This is a genomic window from Streptomyces sp. NPDC059477, assembly GCF_042749375.1.
Classification (GTDB): domain Bacteria; phylum Actinomycetota; class Actinomycetes; order Streptomycetales; family Streptomycetaceae; genus Streptomyces.
In genome coordinates this window covers 3,141-27,853 of record NZ_JBHYUG010000041.1, presented here as the reverse complement: position 1 = coordinate 27,853, position 24,713 = coordinate 3,141, and the positions used below count along the sequence as shown (strand labels likewise).

The window sequence follows — 24,713 nt, the reverse complement described above, 5'->3', positions numbered from 1 at the left end:
AAAGACGTCGGCTCATCGTAAGCGGGCGCCCGTTCGCCGATCACGCCGACTCCGCCGTTGGGGACCCCGCACGGCGGCCGGGGAACCTTCGGCGGCGCTCAGTCGTCTTTCCGCCTGTAGCCACGCAACAGGATCCACGCAGTCAGCACACAGCCCACGACCATCACGATCAGCACGACTCTGAGCAGGTTCCCCGCACCCTGCTGCTCGGCGGCGCTCGCGGCCTCGGTGAGCCAAGCGGCTGCGGGAATGCGGTCCATGACGGGGGACTCCTTACGCTGTAGTGCCCGTCCACGGTAACCCCGCCCAGGCTGGGCTCCGCTTCGGGGGCACAGAGGGGCGATCAGACGCACATGGGGGAAGACATGTCCGACGAAGGCCACCAGAACGACGGGCACGAGAACGTGCCGAGCAGGCAGCGAACGCGCTTCCCGGGGATCTCCTCGCGTGCGTACGAGCATCCGGCCGACCGCTCGGCGCTGGTCGCCCTGCGCAAGCTGAGCGGTTTCGACACGGTGTTCAAGGCCCTCAGCGGCCTGCTGCCCGAGCGCAGTCTCCGGCTGCTGTTCCTCTCCGACTCGGTGCGGGTCTCCGAGCGGCAGTTCGCCCATCTCAACGACATGCTGCGCGACGCCTGTTACATCCTGGACCTGGAGAAGGTCCCGCCGATGTATGTCAACCAGGACCCGCAGCCCAACGCGATGTGCATCGGCCTGGACGAGCCGATCATCGTGGTCACCACCGGCCTGGTCGAGCTGCTCGACGAGGAGGAGATGCGCGCGGTCGTCGGCCACGAGGTCGGCCATGCCCTCTCCGGCCACTCCGTGTACCGCACGATCCTGCTGTTCCTGACCAACCTGGCGCTGCGCGTGGCGTGGATCCCGCTCGGCAATGTCGCGATCATGGCGATCGTGACGGCCCTGCGCGAGTGGTTCCGCAAGTCGGAGCTGTCCGCCGACCGGGCCGGGCTGCTGGTCGGGCAGGACCTCAAGGCGTCCATGCGCGGCCTGATGAAGATCGCGGGCGGCAACCACCTGCACGAGATGAACGTGGACGCGTTCCTGGAGCAGGCGGAGGAGTACGAGGCGGGCGGCGACCTGCGCGACTCCGTACTGAAGATTCTGAACGTGCTGCCCCGCACCCACCCCTTCACCACCGTCCGCGCGGCCGAGCTGAAGAAGTGGGCCGAGTCCCGCGACTACCAGCGGATCATGGACGGCCACTACCCGCGCCGGGGCGAGGACAAGAACACGTCCGTCACCGACTCCTTCCGCGAGTCGGCCGCGAGCTACGCCAGTCAGGTGAAGGACTCCAAGGACCCGCTGATGAAGCTGGTCACCGACATCGCGGGCGGCGCCGGCGACCTGGGCGGCCGGGTGCGGCGCGGCTTCGGCGGCTTCACCGGTTCCGGCAACTCGGGTGGCTCCGCGCCGAAGGACGCCCCGCCCAACGGCACGACCCGCACGGAGGACCCGCCGCGCGACGGGAACTGACACGGGCAGAGGTGGCGAGGAGGGGCGGGGAGAGGCGACGTCGGCGGACGGGGGCTGGCGGGCCGCCGGCGGGAGGGACTGACGGCGGCGGGAAGCGGTGGCGTCGCGAGGGCCTCTCCTTCTCGGAGAGCGGCCACACGGACGGCGGCCAACCCTGGCAACGGCTTCGCCGACCACGGGTCTGACGGGCAGCAGGGGCCGGCTCGCAGCGCGGGCCAGCGGGCAGCATGGGCCGAACGGGCGAGGTGCCCCGCCGGGTCCGGAAGCGGGACGGCGCCCCGCCGGATCCGGAAGTGCCGGGTGCACTCGGCGGGCCCGGCGGCCTGAGCGGACAGGGGCGGCCCGCACTGCTACGGCGGCGGCCCCAGCGCCTCGTGAAACAGGCCGTCGGTGGCGGGGTTCACCGGCGATGGCTTCCTCCGTCCCGCCGACCGCTGGGGCGGGCCGGTGACTGGTCTGGGCGGCGGGGCGATGACGGGGCCGAGACCTGGGCGTGTGGCCTGGGCGTGTGGCCTGGGCGTGCGGCTGCGGCCTGGGGCTGTGTGGCTGGGGCTGTGTGACCAGGGCTCGCGGCCTGGGGGCCCGCGTCCGGGGGCAGGGCCTGAGACCGAGGTCGTGACGGGGGCGTGAGACGGAGGCGGGTGAGGGCTCGGACAGTGCCCCGCCCCGGTCCTGCCGTTGTCCCGGCCGTCGTACGTGCCGCAGCCCTTCACGCCGCCGTCGCCCCCATGCACCGCCGGATCCCGGCCACAGACCGGTCGCTGGCCCCCACCGGACACGCACCGGTCACTCACCCGCGTCGCCCGTCTCGCGCATCCACCGCGCCTATCCACCCCGGTCACCCACCCGCGTCATCCACCCCGCTCACCCACCTCGCGCATCCACCACGCTCACCCACCCCGCTCATCCACCACGCGCCGCCCACCACGCTCACCCACCTCGGTCACTCACCCCGCTCACCCGCCCGCGTCACCCACCCCCGCCCTCAAACCCTCGGCTGTGTCTCCTTCGCCAAGGTGCCGCACAGGGCCGTCGTGCTGCCGGTGGCGTACGGGTCGGTGCCCGCTGGGCCGCCGGTCCTGGGTGTCTGGCCGGCGAGCAGGGGGCGGAGCAGGCTCGCCGAGTCGTCGGCGCAGGAGAGGGGGCCGGCCTGGGCGTACGACGTCTGGAGCCGGGCCTGGTGCAGGCGCAGGTCGTCGAGGTCGAAGCTGAAGCGCAGCTCGCGCCGGACGGTGAACAGCGACGCCTCGGCGTCCGCGTCGGCACCGGCCGGGCGCAGCGCGTAGACGAAGATGTGGTCCGAGACGACCTCCAGCGTGGCGGCGTCGGTCTCGGTGGCCCGAAGGGTGCCCTGGACGCGGATCTGGGGGTCGGCGAGTTCGACGGCCTCGGGGTCGAAGCGGACCAGCCAGCCGGTGGCGGCGTGCCGGCCGTCGGCGGCGGGCTGGTCGAAGCTCTCGTCGAACTGGTCGAGTTGGTCCGGGTCGAGCATCACACGTACGGGCCGCACCTCCTCGCCGGTGAGCACCTCGGGGTAGAGCGAGGAGCGGACGAGGTAGTCCTTGGCGGTGGTCAGGGCGGTGACGACCTGGCTGTCCGAGAAGTGTTCGGTGCTTCGGGTGGCCGGCAGCGGTATCCCCTCGGCGCCGACGCGGAACTGGGCGGCCGGGCTGTTCGCGTACAGCCGGGCGGTGTCGGTGGTGCCGGGGACCTCGCCGGGCGGGGTGAGCGGGACGACGGTCATCCGCAGCGGCTCGACGGGGTCGTCGGCGGTCGTGGCCTGGTTGTCATAGGGGCTGCGGACGCCCATGTAGACCGCCGTGCCGAAGGCGACCGCGATCAGCAGGACCAGGATCAGCGCCTGCCGGGGCAGGCCCCGGCGCATGGGCGGGCGGCGGCGGACGGCGGGGGCGTCGTCACCCATCCGCTCCTGCGCGGAGAACTCCTGGAGCCGGGCAGCCCGGACGAACGACTCGTCGAAAACGACGGATCGGTATTCGTCGTCCGCACCGCCGGGGGCGCCTTCGGGTGTCCCCTCCGGTGGGTCTCCAGGTCCGCCCATATCTTCAGGGTAGGTCTCCTGACGCTTCGGTAAACGCCCTGCTACGCGCCAACTTCTGACAGGTCCTCACCAAAGTGGGCCGGGGCGTTCCGGATAGCGCGGAAGATCCCGGTGAGGGTGCCGGAGAGTCACCCTCGGTGGTGGACCGGATCGCCGGGGGCGGGCCCTCAGGGGGTGCGAGGGACGGCCGAGGCGGTGGGCTGGAGGTGGTAGGCGGAGGCCGAGGGGGCCGCTGCCCGGCCGCCCTGTTCGACTCCGGTGGTGGCCGGTGGCGGGACCGGGTCCTGGCGGCTGGAGGAGGCGCCCCGGTAGACCGCGGCGAAGGCCAGCGCGACCATGCCGATGCCCATCACGAGGGCGAGCAGCCAGGCGACGGCCCGGTGCCAGCGGATCTGCTTGCCGTGGCCCGTGGGGCCGTAGTCGTCGTCGAAGCCGTCGAGGTCGTCCAGCTCGGGGTCGTGGCCGAGGTCTCGGCCATCGCCGTAGCGGTCGTCGTAGTGGTCGCCTCTGGCGTGGGCGCGGCGGGCCTCGGCCTCGGACGCCTCCGCTCTCCCCTGCGCGGCGGCCAGGAGGCGTTCGACCGCGGTCGGCTCATGGACCGCCGCCGCCTTGATGAAGGCCTCGTCGAAGACCACGGCGGCGAACTCTTCGTCCGACATTCCGCGGTCGTGGTCGTCGGGCATCCAGCCGTCCTGGAACGGCGTGCCCCCCACGTCGTCCGGCACATGTCCAGAGTAGACCTGGGGGGTCAATTTGGGCAGACGGTATGGAAATTCATCCGTCTGCCGGGACGGCGTGCCGTACGCGCCCGTCAGCGCCGTACGTGCCCGTCCCCCGTCACGATGTACTTCGTGCTGGTCAGCTCGGGCAGGCCCATCGGGCCCCGGGCGTGCAGCTTCTGGGTGGAGATGCCGATCTCGGCGCCGAAGCCGAACTGGCCGCCGTCGGTGAAGCGGGTGGAGGCGTTCACGGCGACCGTGGTGGAGTCGACCAGTTGGGTGAAACGGCGGGCGGCCTGCTGCGAGGTGGTGACGATGGCCTCGGTGTGGCCGGAGGTCCACAGCCGGATGTGTTCGACGGCCCTGTCCAGGGAGTCCACGACCGCGGCGGCGATGTCGTAGGACAGGTACTCCGTCTCCCAGTCCTCGGCCGTCGCCTCGACGACGGTCGCGCGGGAGTCCTTGGCGTACGCCATCACCCGTTCGTCGGCGTGCACGGTCACCCCGGCCTCGGCGAGGGCGTCCAGCGCGCGGGGCAGGAAGTCGGCGGCGATGTCCTGGTGGACCAGCAGGGTCTCGGCAGCGTTGCAGACGCTGACCCGGTGGGCCTTGGAGTTGATCAGGATCTCGACGGCCATGTCGAGGTCGGCCTGGGCGTCGACGTAGACATGGCAGTTGCCGGTGCCGGTCTCGATCACCGGGACGGTGGACTCGGCGACGACCGTCTGGATGAGCGAGGCCCCGCCACGCGGGATGAGGACGTCGACCAGACCGCGGGCCCGCATCAGCTCGCGCACGCTCTCCCGGCTCTCGCCGGGCACCAGCTGCACGGCGTCGGCGGGCAGCCCGGCGCCGCCGACCGCGTCCCGGATCACCCTCACGAGGGCGGTGTTCGACTCGTAGGCGGAGGCGGAGCCGCGCAGCAGCACCGCGTTGCCGGACTTCAGGCAGAGGGCGGCGGCGTCGACGGTGACGTTGGGGCGGGCCTCGTAGATGATGCCGACGACGCCGAGCGGGACGCGGACCTGGCGCAGGTCGATGCCGTTGGGCAGGGTCGAGCCGCGGACCACCTCGCCGACCGGGTCGGGCAGCGCGACCACGTCCCGGACATCGGCGGCGATGGCCCGTACCCGCTCCGGGGTGAGGGTGAGCCGGTCGATGATCGCCTCGCTGGTGCCGGCCTCGCGGGCCTTGGCGATGTCCTTGGCGTTGGCCTCGATGATCTCCGCCGTACGGACCTCCAGGGCGTCCGCGATGGCGAGCAGCGCGTCGTCCTTCGCGGCCCGCGGCTGCGGGGCGAGGTCGGCGGCGGCGGCCTTCGCCCGGTAGGCGGCCTCGGTGACCGGGGACATCGAGTCGTACGGAGAGAGCGTGGTCATAAGGGCAGGGTAGTGCGCCCGGCGTACCGTTTCGGCGCTTGTCCCGAACCGCGAGACATCCACCGGACGGGGCCGGGGGCGCCCCGTGCGGCACGGGGGCCGCACCGGTCACGCGCGTCCCACCTGCCGCACCCGTCGCCTGGACCACGGGGACCGCACGAGCCGCCCAGGCCATGGGCTCACGCGGGCCACGGGCTCACGCGGGCCACGGGCTCGCGCAGACCACGGGCTCGCGCAGACCACGGGCTCACGTAGGCCAGGGACCCGCCCGTCGCCCGGACCCGCCCAGGGCACACAGGTCACGCAGCCCCCCGCGAGCCAGCGCCACACCGCCCGCCGCCCGCCCGCCGCCCGGCCGCCTCCCCCGGGCCCCGCCCTCAGAACGGATGCACCCCCACCGGCGACGCCGGAGGCGGGCCGTAGCCCTCGGCGATGCGCTGGTGGTAGGTCTCGCGGTCGATGACCTCAAGGCCGACGATCTCCCAGGGCGGGAGGCCGGCCGTCTGGCGGTGCTCGCCCCACAGGCGCAGGGCGACGGCGGCGGCGTCGTGGAGGTCGCGGGCCTCCTCCCAGTACCGGATCTCGGCGTGATCGACGGCATAACGGCTGGTCAGCAGGAAGGGGTGGTCGTGGGCGAGCTGCGAGAGCGCGCGGCGGACCTCCTTCAGCTCGGCGGCCTCGCCGGAGACGCTGAGGGTGACGTGCCACAGGCGCGGTGCGTCGCCGGGGCGCCCGCCCTCGTGCTCGCTCTCGCGCTGGTAGCGGTCGCCGGCCGCGACGCTGGTCAGGGCGCGCTCCTCGCCGGCCGGGCGGGAGGCCGCCCCGGCGGCACCGGCGCGGGACGCCGCTGTCCCAGGACGCACTCGTCTCACGGCGGCCTCCTCAGTGCCTCGGTCCCGTCGTCCGGGTCCGGCTACGTGGTCGCGCGGCTCCAGGGCCGCGCGGCCTACCCAGTGCTGTGTGGCATACCAGTGCTGCTGACGTACGTACGCGGTACTGCCGACTGACGCGGTACCGCCCGCTGACGCGGTACCGCTGGCTGATGACGTGGTGCTGACGCACTGCTCCCGGCTCGTGCAGTGCTCGTGGCTTGCGCGGTGTTCTCGGCTGGCTCGGTGGCTCGGCGGTCCTGGCTGACGCGGTGTTTCTCGGCTGGCTCGGTCGTCCTGGCTGACGCGGTGGTTCTGGCTTACGCAGTGCTCTTGCGAATGTGTCGCCCAGACAAAGTTGAGCAGGCCGCAAGGCTCCGTGGGGCCGTTTTACGGAACGTCCCCCACCGGTGGCGGACGAATCAGCTCTTTTACGGATGCAGGACGACCAGGTCGTCCCTGTGTACGACCTCCCGTTCGTACGCCGGGCCCAGCTCACGGGCGAGTTCGCGGGTGGAGTGGCCGATCAGCCGCGGGATCTCCCTCGCGTCGAAATTGACCAGGCCACGGGCGACCGCGTGGCCGCTGGTGTCCCGCAGCTCGACCGGGTCGCCGGCGCTGAACTCGCCCTCGACGGCGGCGATCCCGGCCGGGAGCAGCGACTTGCGGCGTTCGACGACCGCACGTACCGCGCCGTCGTCCAGGATCAGGGCGCCCTGGGGGGTGGAGGCGTGCTGGAGCCAGAGGAGACGGTCGGCGGAGCGTTTGCCGGTGGGACGGAAGTAGGTGCCGGTGTCCTGCCCGGTCAGGGCGTCGGCGGCGTGGATCGCGCTGGTCAGCACCACGGGGATACCGGCCGCGGCGGCGATCCCGGCCGCCTCGATCTTGGTGGTCATGCCGCCCGTGCCGACGCCCGCCCTGCTCACGCTGCCGGTCTCGACGTGGGCGAGATCCTGCGGGCCGCTCACCTCGGCGATCCGCGCGGTGCCCGGCTTGCCGGGGTCGCCGTCGTAGACGCCGTCGACGTCGGAGAGCAGTACCAGCAGGTCGGCGCGGACGAGGTGGGCGACGAGGGCGGCGAGCCGGTCGTTGTCGCCGAAGCGGATCTCGTCGGTGGCGACGGTGTCGTTCTCGTTGACGACCGGGAGGGCGCCCATCGCGAGCAGTTTGTCGAGGGCGCGTGAGGCGTTGCGGTGGTGGGCTCGGCGGCTCATGTCGTAGGAGGTGAGCAGCACCTGGCCGACGCGGACGCCGTGGCGGGCGAAGGAGGCGGTGTAGCGGGCGACGAGCAGGCCCTGGCCGACGCTGGCGGCGGCCTGCTGGCGGGCCAGGTCCTTGGGGCGGCGGCGCAGGCCCAGCGGGGCCAGTCCGGCGGCGATGGCTCCGGAGGAGACCAGCACGATCTCCTTCTCCCCCCCGCTGCGGGCCTTCGCCAGCACGTCGACCAGGGCGTCGACGCGGTCGGCGTCCAGTCCGCCCGCCGCCGTGGTCAGCGACGAGGAACCCACCTTGACGACGATCCTGCGGGCCTCGCGCACGGCCTGCCTTGCCCCTGCCACGTTGGTGATCGCCTCTCGCGTAGCTCCCGCTGCCTCGCCCGGCAATCTACGCGAAGGGGTTGGTGTGCCGCGCATCGATTTCACGCAGCGGACAGGGCGGGCTGTCGGTGACTCCGGCCTCCGCTTCCGCGGACCGTCGCGCCGGGCGTACGCCGTGGGCGAGCCCGCGCGCACGGGACGGCCCCGGGACACCCGCGCCGGGCGGAGCCGTCCGGCTCAGCCCGCCAGCTCCGTCGCCGCCGTCCGGGTCTCCTGCCCCCGGTTGCGGCTGTCCGCCTTCGCCGCCAGGGCCTTCACCGCGGTGTTGAACTGGACGATGGACGCCGGTTCGTCCGGGCCGAGGAGGTAGCGCTTCAGGTCGCGCCGCTCCGCCGCCAGCGGGTCGGTCGCCGGGTCGCGCACCGCCGTGAGCAGTCTGCCCAGTTCGGCGGCGCTGTTGGAGAGGATGACGGCCGCGCGTACGGCGGTGTTCTGCCGCTTGAACTCCTCCGTGCCCAGCTCGGCGGAGTCCGTCACCGCGTACGGCTTGCCGCTCGCGATGAAGTCGGAGACGACGGAGGAGATGTCGGAGACCATCGCGTCGGAGACGTTGAAGCAGTCGTACAGACGCGGCTCGGCGTCGGTGATCACCTGGTGCTGCCAGGTGGGGAAGGAGCGCCAGTAGGCGTCGTTCCACTCGGTGCGCAGCCCGGCGATCTCCTGGAACGTGGCGAGGTCGGCCACCCCCTCGCGGGTGGCCTCGGCCTCGTCGCCGTCCTCGCCGCCGCCGGAGAGTGCGGCGAGCCGGGCCTCGACGCGGGTCAGCTCGGCGCGGGCGGCGGTCTCGGCGGCGGGGTCGGCGGTGAAGGCGGATCCGGCGGCGCGTTCCGTGGCGGCCTGCTGGACCAGCGCGGTGATCCGCTGGTGGGCGGCCTTGGCGGCGGGGCTGCGGGTGCCGGTGAAGGGGTGCGGCTTGTACAGGACGCGGACCGGCGGGTCGGCGGTGACCAGCGCGCGGACGATGTTCTCGCCGGCCAGCAGGAGGGAGGTGTTGCCGGGGCTGTCGTCCCAGCCCTCCCAGGTCGGCGCGTACAGCACGGTCGGGATCCGGTCCTCGGGGACGCCCTGCCAGGACCGGATCGGCGCGAGCTGCGGGCGGCCCACCTCGGCGATGTCGTCGTCGCGGACGCCGACGTCGGCGATGGCGTAGCGGTCGCGGCCCGCGCGCCCGGCGGTCCACACCTCGTCGTACACCTTGCTGAACGGGTTGACGCTGGCCAGTTTGTCGCTGTCGCCGTGGCCGATGAAGACGTGCTTCATGGTGGGGACGCGCAGCAGGTGGATGTTCTTGCCGACGTTCGCCGCGTACAGCGCGACCTGCACGGTCGACAGGTCCATGTTCATCAGATGGACCCCGCCGGGCACACAGACGACCGGGGCGGTGGTGGGCGCCATCCGCTCCAGGATGGCCCGCTCGCGCAGGAGGATCAGCGGCTTGGAGTCCAGCTGTTCCATGGTCTCCAGCCACATGTTGACCTGGTACGCGGACTCCTTGGAGCCGGAGAAGTAGAGCACGGTCTGCGGGCGGTAGCCGCGCAGCCAGTCGTCGACGGCGGCGAGCACGGTCTCCGCGCGGGGCGGTATGCGCCGGCCGCGTACATACGGGGCGAGCGCCAGGACGTACGCGGCGCCCAGGCCGACCGTGAGGCCGATGCCGATGAAGCCGGCCACGGCCGAGTCGAACTCCACGGAGATCAGCACCCCGGTGACGGCGGCGAGGTCGAGGTGGAGCACCTTCTCGGCGGAGCGGTCCAGCAGCCAGCGCGGCGGGGCGTCCGGGATCCGGATCCGGGCGCCCAGATCGACGTTGCGGGTGGCGACCGGCATCCGGCGGCGGTTGCGGATCAGGGTGACCAGCGCGCCGTGCGGGGCCTGGAGGCCGTAGAAGGCGATGAAGGCGGCGACGGCGCCGTAGAACATCAGGTTGTCCGAGAGGGACACCCGGGCCAGCAGCAGCACCAGCAGCAGCTCGCGGATCAGGAAGCGGATCGACAGGCCCGCGCGCACCTTGCTCAGGCGGTTGATCAGATAGCTGCCTTTGCGGTGCAAATAGTGATCCGCGAGGTAGGTCACGGCCGCGGCGGCGGCGAAAACGGGGATGCTGGGTATGAGCGCGGCCAGCATGAGCACCGGAAAGCCGAGCATCATCAGCACGGCCGCGGCCAACTCGGCGGCGCTGCCCACCCGGGCGACGCGAATAGCGGTGGTTATCACGGAAAACCTGCTCTGAGAGGGGTGCCCAGGGTGAGACTGCGCGGGCGTCGGCAAATTCTGTAAAATTCCTGAGAACTACTTGAAAATTCGATGTAAAATTGTGGAATTCACGGACTCAGGCCCCTGTGATTACTCGGCGAACCGGAACACACAAGGGCCTGAATGACAGAGGGCCAGGAGGTGGCGATTATGCCACGCCACCCTGGCGCCCCGGCGGTGCGGGCATGCCGTCCTGACGGTCAGGCCACGCCGTCCTGACGGTCGAGCACGCCCGCCAGTGCCTGTTCGAAACCGGATGCCTGGCCCGCGCTCGCCGTCGGATCCTGCTGGCGGACGTCGATGACATGGCCGGTCAGTTCGGACAGCAGCACGTCGAGCGACGTACGGGCGACGGCCTCGGAGGAGAGCAGGGTGCCGGTGGGCTCCTGGCCGAACGCCTTGGTGCGCATCGGGGTCGCCGTGCGCTCGGGGTTGACGCAGTTGACGCGGACGCCGTCGCCGGCCCACTCGTCGGACAGCGCCTGGGTGAGGTTGACCATGGCCGCTTTGGTGGAGGAGTAGAGGCTGTACTCGGCGCGACCTCGGGTGTAGCTGCTGGAGGTGTAGAGCAGCAACTGGCCCTTGGTCTCCGCCAGATACTTGTAGGCGGAGCGGGCGATCTGCACCGGCGCCAGGTAGTTGACCTTCAGCGCCTCCTCGATGGTGGCGTTGTCGGTCTCGGCGAGCTTGCCTATGCGCAGCACGCCCGCGGTGTTGACCACGTAGTCGATCCGGCCGGTGTCGGCGTACGCCTTGGACAGCGCGTCGTCGATGTCCTCCGGGTTCTCCACGTGGGTGCCGGTGGTGGAGCGGCCCAGGGCGTAGACGGTGGCGCCGTAGGACTCGGCGAGGGCGCCGATGTCCTTGCCGATGCCGTAGGAGCCGCCGAAGACCACGACCGTCTTGCCGCCGAGCAGTTCGCCGTACGCCTCCTCGCCCTTCTGCTCCGGCGCGGCCGTGGAGCCGAGCTGGAACAGCTTGTCGGCGATGAAGACATCGACGGGCTGGGTGACCTTCATGTTGTACTCGTCGCCCGCGACCACGTGGATGGGGACATCGGGGAGGTACTTCAGCACGACCGTGCAGTCGTCCGTGGCCTGGAAGTTGGGGTCGCCCGCCGCCACTTCGTAGGCCCGCCTGATGGTGGACAGCTTGAACGCCTGCGGGGTCTGGCCGCGGCGCAGCCGGGAGCGGTCCGGGATCTCCGTGATGAACTCGCCGTCGTCGCCGTGGGTGCGCGTGACGATGATGGTGTCCGCGGACGGGATGGCGACGTCGACGGCCTGATAGCGCTCCAGCGCGCTGACGCAGTCGTCGATCACGCGGCGCGAGAGCAGCGGTCGTACGGCATCGTGGAAGAGGACGTTGAGGTCCTCACCGTCGGCCAGGTCGGCGCCCAGGGCGGCGATGGCACGCTCCGTCGTCTCGTTCCGCGTGGCGCCGCCCTCGATGATCCGGGAGATCTTCCGGAATCCGGCCTTGGCGACGATCTTCTCCACGTCGGGCACATATCCGGGTGCCATCAGCACGATCACGTCGTCGATGGAATCGGTCTTCTCGAAGGTGGTCAGCGTGTGTTCGATGACTGCCTTGCCGGCGATCTTCAGCAGCTGCTTGGGAATGGACAGACCCACCCGCTGACCGGTCCCACCGGCCAGGATGACGGCGGTGGTACGGGGTTTGGCAATGTGCTGTGACACAGATGACCTACCTCGGGGCGACTGGGAGCTTGCAAATGCTCCCACTTATGGTTACCGCGATGCAAGGTGAGTGACCTCCGCCGCATATGCGCACGCAACCTCTCATTCACCTTTTGACGCTGGCGATGGACGAAAAGTTCCCTGTAAGGCCACTTCAGGGACCAGAATTGCTGTGAGTTACTCCACAGGCCACAGGATGACGATGTGTGACATGCGGGCGGTTCAGTACCGCCGCATCCGCTTCAGCGCCCGCCGCCCGATCACCTTCACCAGCTCCTTGGACGTGGTCTGGTGCAGGGTGCGCGTCTTTGCCGAATTGCTGTGGCGCACGGGCGCGCAGGCCGCCGCGGCCAGCGCCCCATACAGTGCCTGAGCTGCGACTTCAGGCGCGATCCTGGCCGTCGCCGGGACCGGCTCACCGGGCTCGGCGGCGGGCGCCCGATCCGGTACCGCGGACAGGATCGCCGGGTCACCGATGATCCGTACGCCCGCGTCCGCGATCTTCCCGGTCATCTCGGCGGCGATCTCCCCCGCCCTGCGCACCGCCCAGTCCGGGGTGACGATCCGGGCGTCCTCGGCGGTCGGGCTGCACGCGTTCTTCATCTGCATGACCGCGCCGTGCCGGACCAGCCGGGAATACAGCTCCTCGGGAAGGCCATTGCCCCGGAATTCCACATTGAGCTTCCGCAGCATTTCGGTCTCAGCGAGGGTGAGGGAACGATTCGCCGTGTCCGGGACGGGCCGGAGCAGGTGCTCCGGCAGCCCGAGCAGCGCCTCGACGGTCCGCAGCAGCCCGTCCCGGTCCCGGTCGTCGACCACGACGACGCTCACCCGCTCCGGCCCGACCGCCCGCGCCCACCGCGCCACCAGCTCGTCGTGCCGGTGCCGCTTCCAGAAGCTGGGGTTGGGTTTGTCGTACGGCGGCTTGCGCAGCATGTGCTCCAGCCAGTCCTCGTACCCCATCCGCAGCCCGTTCTGCACGTACTGCTGCCACTGCGAGGGCAGGATCCGGGCCAGCGGGCGCAGGGTGACCAGGACGTGCACCCGCTCACCGCCGAGCTGCTCGACGATCCGCCGGACGGTGTCGTCGTCGGCCGCGTCGGCGAAGAACTCGCTGCTGAGCACCGAGGTCTGCGCTTTGGCGGCCCGCACCTGGGCGAGCAGCCGGGTCCACTGCCGCCCCGAGGGCACGGCGTCGCCCATCATCGCCGGACGGGCGACGGCGGCGAGGGCCGCTTCCATGGGGTGCCTGCCCTGCGCCGGGAAGACCACGCCGTGCGGCGGCAGGGCGTGCTTGGCGGCGAACAGCGCGCCCTGGAGGGCGGTGGTCCCGGTTTTGTGCGGGCCGATGTGCAGCAGCCGGGTGCCGCCGGGGAGGGCGGGGGGCGGGCCGGGGGGCCGATCGGGACTTTGCCCGGGGATCTGATGGGGGGTCTGACAATCCGTCTCCATGGTGAACGGACGGTAAACGGACTGACTGAGAGCGGGCTGAGAGCACCCTGGGACGACGATAAGTCCCGGGACGCTCTCAGCGTGCTCGGCGTGCTCGCCTGCGCTCAGACCACCCGTACGCCGGGCCGTCCCGCGTCCACCCGCAGCCGGGCCAGCGTGCTCGGCGCGGCGGTCGGCCTCAGCACCGTGTCGACGACCCTCACCTGCGCGTCGATGCCGTCGCGGCGGATGTCGAAGAGGTGGTAGCCGCGATGGGCGTCGAGCAGCTTCCAGTGCGGGTTGTCCGGCGTGCGCGGGTCCCACTCCTTGCGGAAGGCGGCCTGGTCCTGGTCGCCGTTGGCGGAGATCGACGTACCGACGAACTCGGCGCCGACGACCGCCGAGTCGGGCCGCGCGTAGTCCTCCTTGAGGTCGCTGACCATCGTCAGATGGCGGTCGCCGGTGAGCACCACCGGGTTGCCGGTGCGCTGGAACTCCCGCATGAACAGATCGCGTTCGGCCTGGTAGCCGTCCCACGCGTCGTAGAACCACTGCTTGCCCTCACCGATCAGCAGATCGGTCTCGGCCATCATGATCTGCGAGGCGACCAGGTTCCAGCGGGCGGGCGAGTCACGCAACCCGCTGAGCAGCCACTCCTTCTGCGCGGCGCCGAGCATGGTGAGCGCCGGGTTCTTCGCGCCGTCCTGGGTGGTGGCCTGGTCGCTGCGGTACTGCCGGGTGTCCAGCACATTCAGCCGGGCCAGCCGACCGAACTCCAGCCGGCGGTACATCCGGATGTGCGGCCCGTTCGGGACGGCGGTCGCGCGCACCGGCATGTGCTCGTAGTACGCCTGGTAGGCGGCGGTGAGCCGGGACACGAACGCGTCGGGCGCCTGCTTGTCGGGGTCCTGTGGGATCTCCCCGGCGAAGTCGTTGTCGACCTCGTGGTCGTCGAAGGTGACGACGAAGGGCGCGCCCGCGTGCATCGCCGCGAGATCCGGGTCACTGCGGTACTGGGCGTACCGGTTGCGGTACTGGACGAGGCTGTACGGCTCCCCGGTCCCCTCGTGCCGGCGCACAGCGGTCGCCGACGGGGTGGACTCGTAGATGTAGTCACCCACGAACAGCACGACGTCCGGGTCCTGGTCGAGCATGTCGGCGTACGGGGTGAAGTACCCGTGCTGCCAGTTCTGGCAGGAGGCCAGCGCGACCCGGAGGCTGCCGCCGGAGCTGGTGCGGGCCGGTGCGGTGCGGGTCCGGCCGGTGGGCGAGAGCTGTCCGCTCACCCGGAAGCGGTACCAGTAGGCGCGGCCGGCGCGCAGTCCTCGTACATCCACGTGAACGCTGTGCCCGTACTCGGGCCGGGCCTGGGCCACGCCCCGGCGGACGCCCTTGCCGAATCGTTCGTCCTCGGCGATCTCCCACTCCACGGCCACCGTGCGGTCGGGCATGCCGCCGCCGTTCAGCGGGTCCGGGGCGAGGCGGGTCCAGAGCACCACGCCGTCGGGCAGGGGGTCGCCGGAGGCGATGCCGAGGCTGAACACCCCGGCGGGCAGCGGGGTTTCGGCGGCTCTCGCGGCGGACGGCAGCCAGAGCTGGGCGGACGCGGCGGCGCCCATGACGGCGGCGGAAGCGGTCAGAAAGCGGCGTCGGTCGGGCGCTGTCGGTCCGGTGGCGTCGGTCATCGCTGGAACTCCCCTTGCCCATGTGGCCTTTTGGTCACTTCGGAAGCTCCCTGCCGGGGCGGTCGGTCCGCTGAACAGGATGATGCGCGGGCATGACAAGTGAGGGGACGCCGGGAAGACACCCCACAGCAAGCGAATGGTTCGTTAAGGCAATGAGACGGAGGGGTTGTCCGGGTGTGGGCCGGATGTGGTGCAGGCACAGTCGGACAGCCTACGGCGGCCCTGACTCACCATCAGTCAGGACCGCCGTAGAACATGAGTCAGAACCGCCGCAGAAGAGAAAGCGATCGTCGGCTAGAACGGCTAGAACGGCTCGAAGCCCTCGAACTCTCGCTGGATCTCGTCCCGCTCGGCCTCGCGCTCGCGGCGCCGCTGGACCGCCGGGCGCAGCGCCTCCATCCGGTGGTCCTCGCCGCGCCGGCCCAGCATCTCCGCACCGGCCATGACGGTCGGCTCCCAGTCGAAGACGACCGCGTTGTCCTCGGGCCCGATGGCCACGCCGTCGCCCCCGCGGGCGCCCGCCTTCATCAGCTCCTGCTCGACACCGAGGCGGCCCAGCCGGTCGGCGAGATAGCCGACGGCCTCGTCGTTGCTGAAGTCGGTCTGCCGCACCCAGCGCTCGGGCTTCTCGCCGCGCACCCGGAACAGGCCCTCGTCCTCGCGGACCACCGTGAACCCGGTGTCGTCCACCGCCTTGGGCCGGATGACGATCCGGGTCGCCTCCTCCTGCGGCCGGTCGGCGCGCGCCTTCGCCACCACCTCGGCCAGCGCGTACGACAGCTCCTTGAGCCCCATGTGGGCCACGGCCGACACCGCGAAGACGCGGTAGCCGCGCGCCTCCAGGTCGGGGCGGACCATCTCGGCGAGATCCTTGCCGTCCGGGACGTCGATCTTGTTGAGGACGACCATCCGAGGCCGGTCGCCGAGCCCGCCGTACTGCCGCAGCTCCTCCTCGATGATGTCGAGGTCGGAGAGGGGGTCGCGGTCGGACTCCAGGGTCGCGGTGTCCAGCACATGCACCAGCACACTGCACCGCTCCACATGGCGCAGGAACTCCAGGCCCAGCCCCTTGCCCTGGCTGGCGCCCGGGATCAGCCCGGGTACGTCGGCGATGGTGTAGACGGTGGTACCGGCGGTCACCACACCCAGGTTCGGGACCAGGGTGGTGAAGGGGTAGTCGGCGATCTTGGGCTTGGCCGCGCTGAGCACGGAGATCAGCGAGGACTTCCCGGCGCTCGGGTAGCCGACCAGCGCCACATCGGCGACGGTCTTCAGCTCCAGCACCACATCGTGCAGATCGCCGGGCTCGCCGAGCAGCGCGAAGCCGGGTGCCTTGCGGCGGGCGGAGGCCAGGGCCGCGTTGCCGAGCCCGCCCCGGCCGCCCTGGGCGGCGACGAAGGACGTGCCGTGCCCGACCAGGTCGGCGACGACATTGCCCGCCCTGTCCAGCACGACGGTGCCGTCCGGGACGGGCAGGACCAGGTCCTGGCCGTCCTTGCCGGAGCGGTTGCCGCCCTCGCCGGGTTTGCCGTTGGTGGCCTTGCGGTGCGGGGAGTGGTGGTAGTCGAGCAACGTGGTGACGGACTGGTCGACGATGAGGATCACATCGCCGCCGCGCCCTCCGTTGCCGCCGTCCGGGCCGCCGAGCGGCTTGAACTTCTCCCGGTGAACGGAGGCACAGCCGTGGCCTCCGCTACCCGCGGCGACATGCAGTTCGACGCGGTCCACGAAGGTGGTCATGGTTCAGTGCCTCCAGAAAGTACGGTCATGCGGAAAATGCGGGTGGTACCCGGGTCAACACGCGAAAGGCGGACCCGCCTTCCCGCCCGGGAAGTGAGGTCCGCCTCGCGAAAGCTGTGGAGAGCTTCGGTCGACTCGCTCGGGTCAGCCGACCGGAACGATGTTCACGACCTTGCGCCCACGGTGGGTACCGAACTCCACCGCACCGGGCTGGAGCGCGAACAGCGTGTCGTCGCCGCCACGGCCGACGCCGGAGCCCGGGTGGAAGTGGGTGCCGCGCTGACGGACCAGGATCTCACCCGCGTTGACGACCTGACCGCCGAAGCGCTTCACGCCGAGCCGCTGGGCATTGGAGTCGCGACCGTTCCGGGTGGACGATGCGCCCTTCTTGTGTGCCATGTCTCCTCAGTCCCTTACTTCGCAGCCGCGGGGATCTCGGTCACCTTGATCGCCGTGTACTGCTGGCGGTGGCCCTGCCGACGGCGGTAACCGGTCTTGTTCTTGTAGCGCAGAATGTCGATCTTCTGGCCCTTGTGGTGGTCCACGACCTCGGCCTGGACCTTGATGCCGGCCAGCACCCACGGGTCGCTGGTCACGGCCTCGCCGTCGACAACGAGCAGGGTAGAGAGCTCTACCGTGTCGCCAACCTTGGCGGTGGGAATCTTGTCAACCTCGACGGTGTCGCCGACAGCAACCTTGTGCTGGCGGCCACCGCTGCGCACGATGGCGTACACGCGGATCTCACTCTCTCGTTCGGGACCGGCACCCCCGAAGTCCAGCCGCCCGGGATACGAGCGGCCTCTCTGGACACCTGACGCAGAACAACCGTGACGTCCGGCTTCCGGAGGAAGAGGTTTACGGGGATGTGGCGCGTCCATATCCAGGGACACACCGACGGTCAAGGTTACGGGGAGCCTCAGGGCTGGTCAAACCGGGCCGTCGGGGCCGGCCTCCTCCCGGCTCGGGGCGGCGGGCTCCGCTCGGCTGAGAGTCTTCGCCCACGCTCGGCTCAGGGCCTTGGCCCCGGCTCGGCCCCAGGGCCGGACCCCGGCTCCCGTGCTGGTCAGGAGGGACCCAGGCCCGCCCGGTACGCCACACACGCCTCGTACGACGGCAGCAGGCCCCGCTCACGGGCCTCGGCCAGGGTCGGGGCCCCGCGGTCCTTCTCCGACAGCAGCGGCGTCACGTCCGCGGGCCAGTCGATGCCGAGGGCCGGGTCGAGCGGGTGGATGCCGTGCTCGCGCTCGGGGGCGTAGCCCTCGGAGCAGAGATAGACCACGGTGGCGTCGTCGGTGAGGGCCATGAAGGCGTGGCCGAGGCCCTCGGAGAGATAGACGGCGTGGTGGTCCAGGTCGTCCAGGCGGACCGCCTCCGACGCGCCGAAGGTGGGCGAGCCGGTGCGGATGTCCACGATCACGTCGAGCACCGCGCCGCGCACGCACTTGACGTACTTGGCCTGCCCCGGCGGCACGTCCGCGAAGTGCACACCGCGCAGGGTGCCCCGGCTGGAGACGGACATGTTCGCCTGGGCGAGGGTGAGCGGGTGACCGGCCGCCTCGGTGAACAGGGGTGCCTTGAACCACTCGTGGAAGCTGCCCCGGCCATCGGGGAAGACCTTCGGCTCGTACACCCAGGAGCCGGAAAGGGAAAGAGGTCGCATCGGGGGTCCTCGGGTCGTCTGCTTGCTCGGTCTGTCGTGTACGCCGCTCAGCGGGGGCGCCGCCTGCCGGATCGGTGGAGGCGCCGCCTGCCGGTCAGGGTGGGCGTGCGCCCGCTGGTCGGGATGGGCGTGCGCCTACCGGTCTGGGTGAGCGTGCGCCTACCGGTCGGGGTGGGCGGGGCACCCGCGCTCCCGTCCGGCTCAGCGTTTGCGCGTCCCGCCGGTCAGGGGTCGGAGTGCGCCGCCCGTCCATCCGGCTCAGCGCTTGCGCTGCTTGCCGGTCACGGGTCAGCGTGCGCGGCTATCTCGCCGGGGCTCAGCGCTTGCGCAGTGCGCCGGTCGGGAATCACCGTGCACCGCCCTCCCCTCCAGGTCAGCGCTCGCGCCACCCACCGGTCAAGGGCGGACGTGCCCGGCCATCCCGCCCGGCCCAGCGCTCGCGCCACCCACCGGCCAACAATCACCGTGCACCACCCTCCCGACCAGGCCACCTGCTCGCGCCACCCACCGGTCGAAGGCCGGCATGCCCGGCCATCCCGCCCGGCCCAGCGCTCGCGCGGTCCCCCGGCCAGGAATCGCCGGGCGCCGCCCTCCCACCCGTCGGTCAGAGGTCGGCGACCGGCGCTCTCCCGCCCGCCTCAGCGTGTGGGCCGTCCGCCTGTCACCGCGCGCTTGACGCGGCCCGCCACCCGGCGCCACAGCGGCCGGGCGGGCCGCTTCTTCTGGGACGCGGAGGCGGAGCCCGGCTTGTTCGACGGGGTGTGCCGGTCGATCACGCGGGCGCGGCCCCCGGCGTCGACGACCACGTCGACCGGGAGCCGGGTCCAGCGGGGCTCGCCACGCGCGGCGGAGGGTATGCCGACCCGGACCGCCCAGCGCATGCCGGTGAGCCGTGCCAGCGGCAGTACGGCACTCACCGTACGGCCGTCGGTGACCGCGTCGGCCGGGTGCTTGCCCACGTTCTTGCGCTCGAAGCGCAGCCGCACCGGGTCCCCGTCCGGGGCCGCCAGATGCAGCGGCAGCGGGAGGCGGACGGTGTCGCCGTCGATCTCACCGGCCACCGGGTCCAGCAGCGCCACGGCCTCGCGCTCCAGCTTGCCGGTGTGCTGGTCGACGTCGAGGGAGAGATTGCCCGGCCCGTCGGTCCAGTACGGCAGCACCAGCCGGCGCGGCACGCCGGTGAGCGCGGGCAGCCGTCCCGTCTCCACGTCGTCGCGCACGGCGCCGAGCCGGGTCTCCTTGCTCCAGCCGCAGGACTTGATGCGCAGGTGCAGATCCCAGATGCCCTTGGCGAGCGGCCCGCCCGCGGCGGCGGTCTCCGGGTCCAGCACGGCACGCGCGGTGATCCGCTGCCGGAACGAGCCTTCGTCCCCGGCGTCGATCCGGTGCCGCTCGCTGCGCAGCGGGAGGTAGTACTGGGTGGCCTCCTCGCGGTGCCGGACCACCAGGTCGACGTCACTGCGGTCCACCGGCGCCGTCAGATCGACGCCCTGCTCCGCCAGCGCCTCGCGGGCGGCCTCGGACAGCGGCAGCCCGAGCAGGTCGCGCTCGCCGTCGCGGCCGTACGTCATCGGGGCGCCGACGACCTCGTACTCGGCGCTGAAACCGATGTTCAGCGAGCCGTTCTCCCAGGTCAGGGAGGTCAGCCGGCCGGTGGGGCGGATGCCGGCCTCCCACTCGGCGAGGGCGCGGACATCGGCGTAGCGGTCGGCCGCCACCAGGGCCGCCACCACGCGCTGGGTGGGGGCGACGCGGGCGAGGACACCGGGGCCGAAGCGCTCGGTGATCACCGCGCGGATCTCGCGGTACAGCTCCTCGGCGTAGTCCTCGGGCAGCTTCAGCAGGCGGTCGCCGCGCAGCCGCTCGACCATCTCGTTGCGCAGCCAGCGGCTGTAGAGCTTGTCGCGCAGCGGGCCCGGCTCGGTGAGGTTCTCGACCACGTCGAGGGCCTCGCGGAGGTTGCCGAAGTAGCCCGCCGGGTCGAAGCGCTGGAAGCCCGCGTTGGAGCCGTCGTCGCGGGTGATGTGGTAGTAGCAGACGTAGTCGCTGAGGACGGCGACGCTCTTGGCCCGCAAATAGGCCTCGGCGACGAAGACATGGTCCTCCAGCCGCCGCCTGCCCTCCTTGAACCGCATGCCGTGCTCGGCCAGGAACTCCCGGCGGAACATCTTGTGCGGGGTGAGGCTGTCGATCAGCGGCGCGTTCTCCACGGTGGCCCGGGGCCGGTTGACGCGGAACAGCTCCTGCGGGACCGGGCGCCCGATGCCGGCCATCTTGCCGATGACGACATCGGCGTCGTGGGCCGTGCCGTAGTCGTACATCCGCTCAAGGGCCTCGTCGCCGAGCCAGTCGTCGTGGTCGGCGAACATCACGTACTCGCCGCGGGCCGCGTCCGTGCCGGTGTTGCGGGGGCGGCCGGACCAGCCGGAGGACTCCTGGTGGATGACGTGGAAGTGCGGGTGCTCGGCGGCCAGTCGATCGAGGCGGGCCGGGGTGTCGTCGGTGGAGCCGTCGTTGACGAAGAAGACCTCGAACTCGTCCGGGGTCAGGCTCTGCCGCAGCAGGCCGTTGACGCAGTCCTCGATGTATTTACCGGGGTTGTAGACCGCGATGACGACACTGACCTTGACCGTCACGCCGGATTCTCCTTCGTCTGGACCCGGTTCGGCTGGATCTGCTGGGTCGCACGGTGGTCGTGGATGTCCGGGAACGCCTCGGCGAGCGCCGCGCGCCAGTCGCGCAGCGGCGGGACACCGGCCGTGCGGAAGCGGTCATGGCCGAGCACGCTGTACGCGGGCCGGGGCGCGGGGCGTACGAACGCCTCGCTGGTGGTGGGGCGGACCCGGCCGGGGTCGGTGCCGAGCAGCCGGAAGATCTCCCGGGTGAAGCCGTACCAGGTGGTCTCGCCGGAGCTGGTGCCGTGGTAGATCCCGGCGGGGGCGGTACCGGCCAGGGCGCCGCGGCCCAGGGTGTGCAGCAGAGCGGCCAGGTCGGCGCTCCAGGTGGGCTGGCCGCGCTGGTCGTCCACCACGTCGACGGTGTCGCGCTCACCGGCCAGGCGGATCATCGTACGGACGAAGTTGGGGCCGCCCGCGCCGTACAGCCAGGCCGTGCGGATCACATAGCCGTGCTCGGGGAGGGTTTTCAGGACCGCCCGCTCGCCCGCGAGTTTGGTGCGGCCGTAGGCGCTGCGCGGGGCGGTGGGAGCGTCCTCGGGGTACGGGGTGGTCGCGTCGCCCGCGAAGACGTAGTCGGTGGAGAGGTGGAGCAGGAAGGCGCCGGTGGCGGCGCAGGCGGCGGCCAGGTGGGCGGGGCCGTCGCCGTTGACGCGCAGGGCGTCGGACTCGCGGGTCTCGGCGTCGTCCACGGCGGTGAAGGCGGCGCAGTTGACGACGACGGCCGGGCGGTGGGCCCGAAGAGCGCGCAGCACGGCGTCCGGGTCGGTGAGGTCGAGCGCGGCGCGGTCCAGGGCGATGGCGGATTCGCCCTCGGCGGTCAGCCTGGCCAGGACATCCTGGCCCAGCATGCCGCCGGCTCCGGTGACCAGCCAGGGACGGTTCTCGCTCACAGCGCGGCCCGCTCCTTCAGCGGCTCCCACCAGGAGCGGTTCTCGCGGTACCACCGGACCGTCTCCGCGAGGCCGTCCGCGAAGCTCTTCCTCGGTGTGTAGCCCAGTTCCGCGCGGATCTTGGCGCAGTCGACGGAGTAGCGGCGGTCATGGCCCTTGCGGTCCTCGACGTACTCGACGCTGGTGTCCCAGTCGGCGCCGCACGCGGTGAGGAGCAGTTCGGTCAGCTGCCGGTTGGACAGCTCGGTGCCGCCGCCGATGTTGTAGACCTCGCCCGCGCGGCCCTTGGTGCGGACCAGCTCGATGCCCTGGACGTGGTCGTCGATGTGCAGCCAGTCACGGACGTTGCCGCCGTCGCCGTACAGCGGGACCTTCTTGCCGTCGAGGAGGTTGGTCACGAAGAGCGGGATGACCTTCTCGGGGAAGTGGTGGTGGCCGTAGTTGTTGGAGCAGCGGGTGACGCGGACGTCCAGGCCGTGGGTGCGGTGGTAGGACAGCGCGATCAGGTCGCTGGACGCCTTGGCGGAGGAATACGGCGAGTTGGGCTCCAGCGGGTGGGTCTCCGGCCAGGAGCCCTCGTCGATCGAGCCGTACACCTCGTCGGTGGAGATGTGCACGAAGGTCTCGATGCCCGTCCGGTGGGCTGCGTCGATCAGGGTGTGGGTGCCGACCACATTGGTACGGACGAATTCGGCGCCGCCGTCGATCGAGCGGTCCACGTGCGACTCGGCCGCGAAGTGCACCACCTGGTCGTGCCCGTCCATCAGCTTGCCGACCAGCTCGGGGTCGCAGATGTCGCCCTGCACGAAGGCGAAGCCGGGGTGCTCGCGCACCGCGTCCAGGTTGGCCGGGTTGCCCGCGTAGGTCAGCTTGTCGAGCACGGTGATCTCGACATCGCCGGGGCCGTCGGGGCCCAGCAGGGTACGGACGTAGTGCGAGCCGATGAAACCGGCGCCACCGGTGACCAGGACGCGGGTCGGGCGGGAGACCGGGGGTATCACCGCGGGAGGTGTCGTCGCGGGAGGTGTCGTCGCGGGAGGTGTCATGAAGAGATCTGCACCTTGCTGTGATCACCGAGCACGAGCCGGTGGGCCGACGGGTGGCGGGGAGCGGGCGTGACCTCGACGTCGCGCCCGATGAGCGAGGCCTCCACCCGGCGGACGCCGGTCACCGACGAGCCGCGCAGCACGATGGAGTACTCGATTTCGCTGTCCTCGATCCGGCAGTCCTCGGAGATCGAGGTGAAGGGGCCGATATAGGCGTCGCGGACCACCGAGTCGGCGCCGATGATCGCGGGGCCCACGATCCGGCTGCCGCTGACCTTCGCCCCGGCCTCGATGCGCACCCGGCCGATGATCTCGCTGGCCGCGTCGACCGTGCCGTCGTTGAGCGGCTGCACGCTTTCCAGGACCGAGCGGTTGACCTCCAGCATGTCGGTGACATTGCCGGTGTCCTTCCAGTACCCGGAGATGGTGGTGGAGCGGACCGTGCGCTCGGCGTCTATCAGCCACTGGATGGCGTGGGTGATCTCCAGTTCGCCGCGCCAGGACGGCTTGATGGCCCGCACGGCCTCGTGTATCGCCGGGGTGAACAAATACACGCCGACGAGGGCGAGATCGCTCTTGGGCTGCCGCGGCTTCTCCTCCAGGGCCACCACCTGCCCCTCGGTGTCGAGTTCCGCGACGCCGAAGGCGGTGGGGTTGGGGACCTTGGTCAGCAGGATCTGCGCGTCGGGACGGTCGTCGCGGAACTCGTCCACCAGGGCGGTGATGCCGCCCACGATGAAGTTGTCGCCGAGGTACATGACGAAGTCGTCGTCGGCGAGGAAGTCCTGGGCGATCAGCACGGCGTGGGCGAGGCCCAGCGGGGCGTCCTGCGGGATGTAGGTGACCTCGACGCCGAACCGGGAGCCGTCGCCCACCGCTTCGCTGATCTCCTCGGCGGTGTCGCCGACGACGATCCCCACCTCGGTGATCCCGGCGTCCGCGATCGCCTCAAGGCCGTAGAAGAGCACGGGCTTGTTGGCCACCGGCACCAGTTGCTTGGCCGAGGTGTGGGTGATCGGGCGGAGTCGGGTGCCCGCTCCCCCGGAGAGCACGAGAGCCTTCACGAACACACCCCTACCACCACAGGAAACCCCATTGGTCGCGGGAAAATCGCAGACCAGAAGTCCCCGTTTCCCCTTAATTAACCGACTGTCTGTTCCCACATCATAACCATGTCACTCCTTCATGGATTCGCCTGTCATTCACAGGTTGCGGACAGCGATCGGGATAGTGATCCAGATAGCCGCGGATAGTGATCCGGATAACGATCCAAGTGGGAACCAAGTGGTGAACCGGATAGTGATCCCGGTGCGATCCGCGTGGTGAACCGCGTGGTGAACCGCGTGGTGAACCGCGTGATGAACCGGGGCGAGGATCACGGCGGGTGCGGCCCGGGGTACGCGAACGGCCCGCCCGGTGTGCCCCCGACGGGCCGCCCACTCGCCGGGGCCGCGGGGGGATGGGCGGGGACACTGCGCCGGGGTGGGCGGCCCCCAAGACACCCGCTGCT

The 24,713-nt window shown here is 71.1% G+C and carries 19 protein-coding genes; 1 reads left to right on the top strand and 18 read right to left on the bottom strand.

What is annotated here, in order from left to right; all coding sequences use genetic code 11:
- Positions 1 to 98 precede the first annotated feature (98 nt).
- Positions 99 to 260: a hypothetical protein gene (locus tag ACFXAZ_RS21240; RefSeq protein ID WP_384593307.1), complete on the bottom strand. Its 162-nt coding sequence runs from the start codon at positions 258 to 260 to the stop codon at positions 99 to 101.
- A 105-nt stretch (positions 261 to 365) separates the two neighbouring features.
- Between ACFXAZ_RS21240 and ACFXAZ_RS21235 the strand changes: the two genes are divergently transcribed.
- On the top strand, positions 366 to 1,493 hold the full coding sequence (locus tag ACFXAZ_RS21235; RefSeq protein ID WP_384593304.1) for a M48 family metallopeptidase: 1,128 nt from the start codon (positions 366 to 368) through the stop codon (positions 1,491 to 1,493).
- Between the two features lie 985 nt (positions 1,494 to 2,478).
- Here ACFXAZ_RS21235 and ACFXAZ_RS21230 read toward each other — a convergent pair.
- From ACFXAZ_RS21230 to ACFXAZ_RS21150, 17 genes are all read right to left on the bottom strand, one after another.
- Positions 2,479 to 3,555 carry a hypothetical protein gene (locus ACFXAZ_RS21230; RefSeq protein ID WP_384593301.1) on the bottom strand — a complete coding sequence of 359 codons (1,077 nt, stop codon included), beginning with the start codon at positions 3,553 to 3,555 and terminating at the stop codon, positions 2,479 to 2,481.
- Between the two features lie 167 nt (positions 3,556 to 3,722).
- Positions 3,723 to 4,307, bottom strand: coding sequence for a hypothetical protein (locus ACFXAZ_RS21225; RefSeq protein ID WP_384593298.1), 585 nt, complete (start codon positions 4,305 to 4,307; stop codon positions 3,723 to 3,725).
- A gap of 59 nt (positions 4,308 to 4,366) precedes the next feature.
- Positions 4,367 to 5,653 carry a glutamate-5-semialdehyde dehydrogenase gene (locus tag ACFXAZ_RS21220; protein WP_384593295.1) on the bottom strand — a complete coding sequence of 429 codons (1,287 nt, stop codon included), beginning with the start codon at positions 5,651 to 5,653 and terminating at the stop codon, positions 4,367 to 4,369.
- Between the two features lie 377 nt (positions 5,654 to 6,030).
- Entirely contained in the window at positions 6,031 to 6,525 is a 495-nt protein-coding gene (locus ACFXAZ_RS21215) for a hypothetical protein (protein WP_384593292.1), read from the bottom strand.
- Positions 6,526 to 6,953: 428 nt separating this feature from the next.
- The gene (gene proB, locus ACFXAZ_RS21210) at positions 6,954 to 8,060 is read right to left on the bottom strand and encodes a glutamate 5-kinase (RefSeq protein ID WP_384593391.1); all 1,107 of its coding nucleotides are present in this window, start codon (positions 8,058 to 8,060) and stop codon (positions 6,954 to 6,956) included.
- A 237-nt stretch (positions 8,061 to 8,297) separates the two neighbouring features.
- Complete coding sequence (locus ACFXAZ_RS21205) at positions 8,298 to 10,334, bottom strand: hypothetical protein (protein WP_384593290.1); 2,037 nt, start codon at positions 10,332 to 10,334, stop codon at positions 8,298 to 8,300.
- A 239-nt stretch (positions 10,335 to 10,573) separates the two neighbouring features.
- Entirely contained in the window at positions 10,574 to 12,073 is a 1,500-nt protein-coding gene (locus ACFXAZ_RS21200; protein ID WP_384593287.1) for an SDR family NAD(P)-dependent oxidoreductase, read from the bottom strand.
- Positions 12,074 to 12,295: 222 nt separating this feature from the next.
- Positions 12,296 to 13,525, bottom strand: a complete 1,230-nt coding sequence (locus tag ACFXAZ_RS21195; protein WP_384593284.1) for a hypothetical protein — start codon at positions 13,523 to 13,525, stop codon at positions 12,296 to 12,298.
- 104 nt (positions 13,526 to 13,629) lie between these two features.
- Positions 13,630 to 15,189, bottom strand: coding sequence for an alkaline phosphatase D family protein (locus ACFXAZ_RS21190; protein ID WP_384593280.1), 1,560 nt, complete (start codon positions 15,187 to 15,189; stop codon positions 13,630 to 13,632).
- 303 nt (positions 15,190 to 15,492) lie between these two features.
- Entirely contained in the window at positions 15,493 to 16,929 is a 1,437-nt protein-coding gene (gene obgE, locus ACFXAZ_RS21185; protein ID WP_384593278.1) for a GTPase ObgE, read from the bottom strand.
- Between the two features lie 144 nt (positions 16,930 to 17,073).
- Positions 17,074 to 17,328 carry a 50S ribosomal protein L27 gene (gene rpmA, locus ACFXAZ_RS21180; protein ID WP_361946790.1) on the bottom strand — a complete coding sequence of 85 codons (255 nt, stop codon included), beginning with the start codon at positions 17,326 to 17,328 and terminating at the stop codon, positions 17,074 to 17,076.
- 14 nt (positions 17,329 to 17,342) lie between these two features.
- Positions 17,343 to 17,663 (bottom strand): 50S ribosomal protein L21, encoded by a 321-nt coding sequence (rplU, locus tag ACFXAZ_RS21175; RefSeq protein ID WP_382688925.1) that lies wholly within the window; start codon positions 17,661 to 17,663, stop codon positions 17,343 to 17,345.
- 329 nt (positions 17,664 to 17,992) lie between these two features.
- Entirely contained in the window at positions 17,993 to 18,589 is a 597-nt protein-coding gene (rfbC, locus tag ACFXAZ_RS21170; RefSeq protein WP_384593273.1) for a dTDP-4-dehydrorhamnose 3,5-epimerase, read from the bottom strand.
- 638 nt (positions 18,590 to 19,227) lie between these two features.
- On the bottom strand, positions 19,228 to 21,225 hold the full coding sequence (locus ACFXAZ_RS21165) for a glycosyltransferase family 2 protein (protein WP_384593270.1): 1,998 nt from the start codon (positions 21,223 to 21,225) through the stop codon (positions 19,228 to 19,230).
- On the bottom strand, positions 21,222 to 22,157 hold the full coding sequence (gene rfbD, locus ACFXAZ_RS21160) for a dTDP-4-dehydrorhamnose reductase (RefSeq protein WP_384593267.1): 936 nt from the start codon (positions 22,155 to 22,157) through the stop codon (positions 21,222 to 21,224). Before rfbD ends, ACFXAZ_RS21165 begins: the two co-directional genes overlap by 4 nt.
- Positions 22,154 to 23,203: a dTDP-glucose 4,6-dehydratase gene (gene rfbB, locus ACFXAZ_RS21155; RefSeq protein ID WP_384593264.1), complete on the bottom strand. Its 1,050-nt coding sequence runs from the start codon at positions 23,201 to 23,203 to the stop codon at positions 22,154 to 22,156. The genes rfbD and rfbB overlap by 4 nt, the downstream gene beginning before the upstream one ends.
- Positions 23,200 to 24,267, bottom strand: a complete 1,068-nt coding sequence (locus ACFXAZ_RS21150; protein ID WP_384593261.1) for a glucose-1-phosphate thymidylyltransferase — start codon at positions 24,265 to 24,267, stop codon at positions 23,200 to 23,202. The genes rfbB and ACFXAZ_RS21150 overlap by 4 nt, the downstream gene beginning before the upstream one ends.
- Positions 24,268 to 24,713 lie beyond the last annotated feature (446 nt).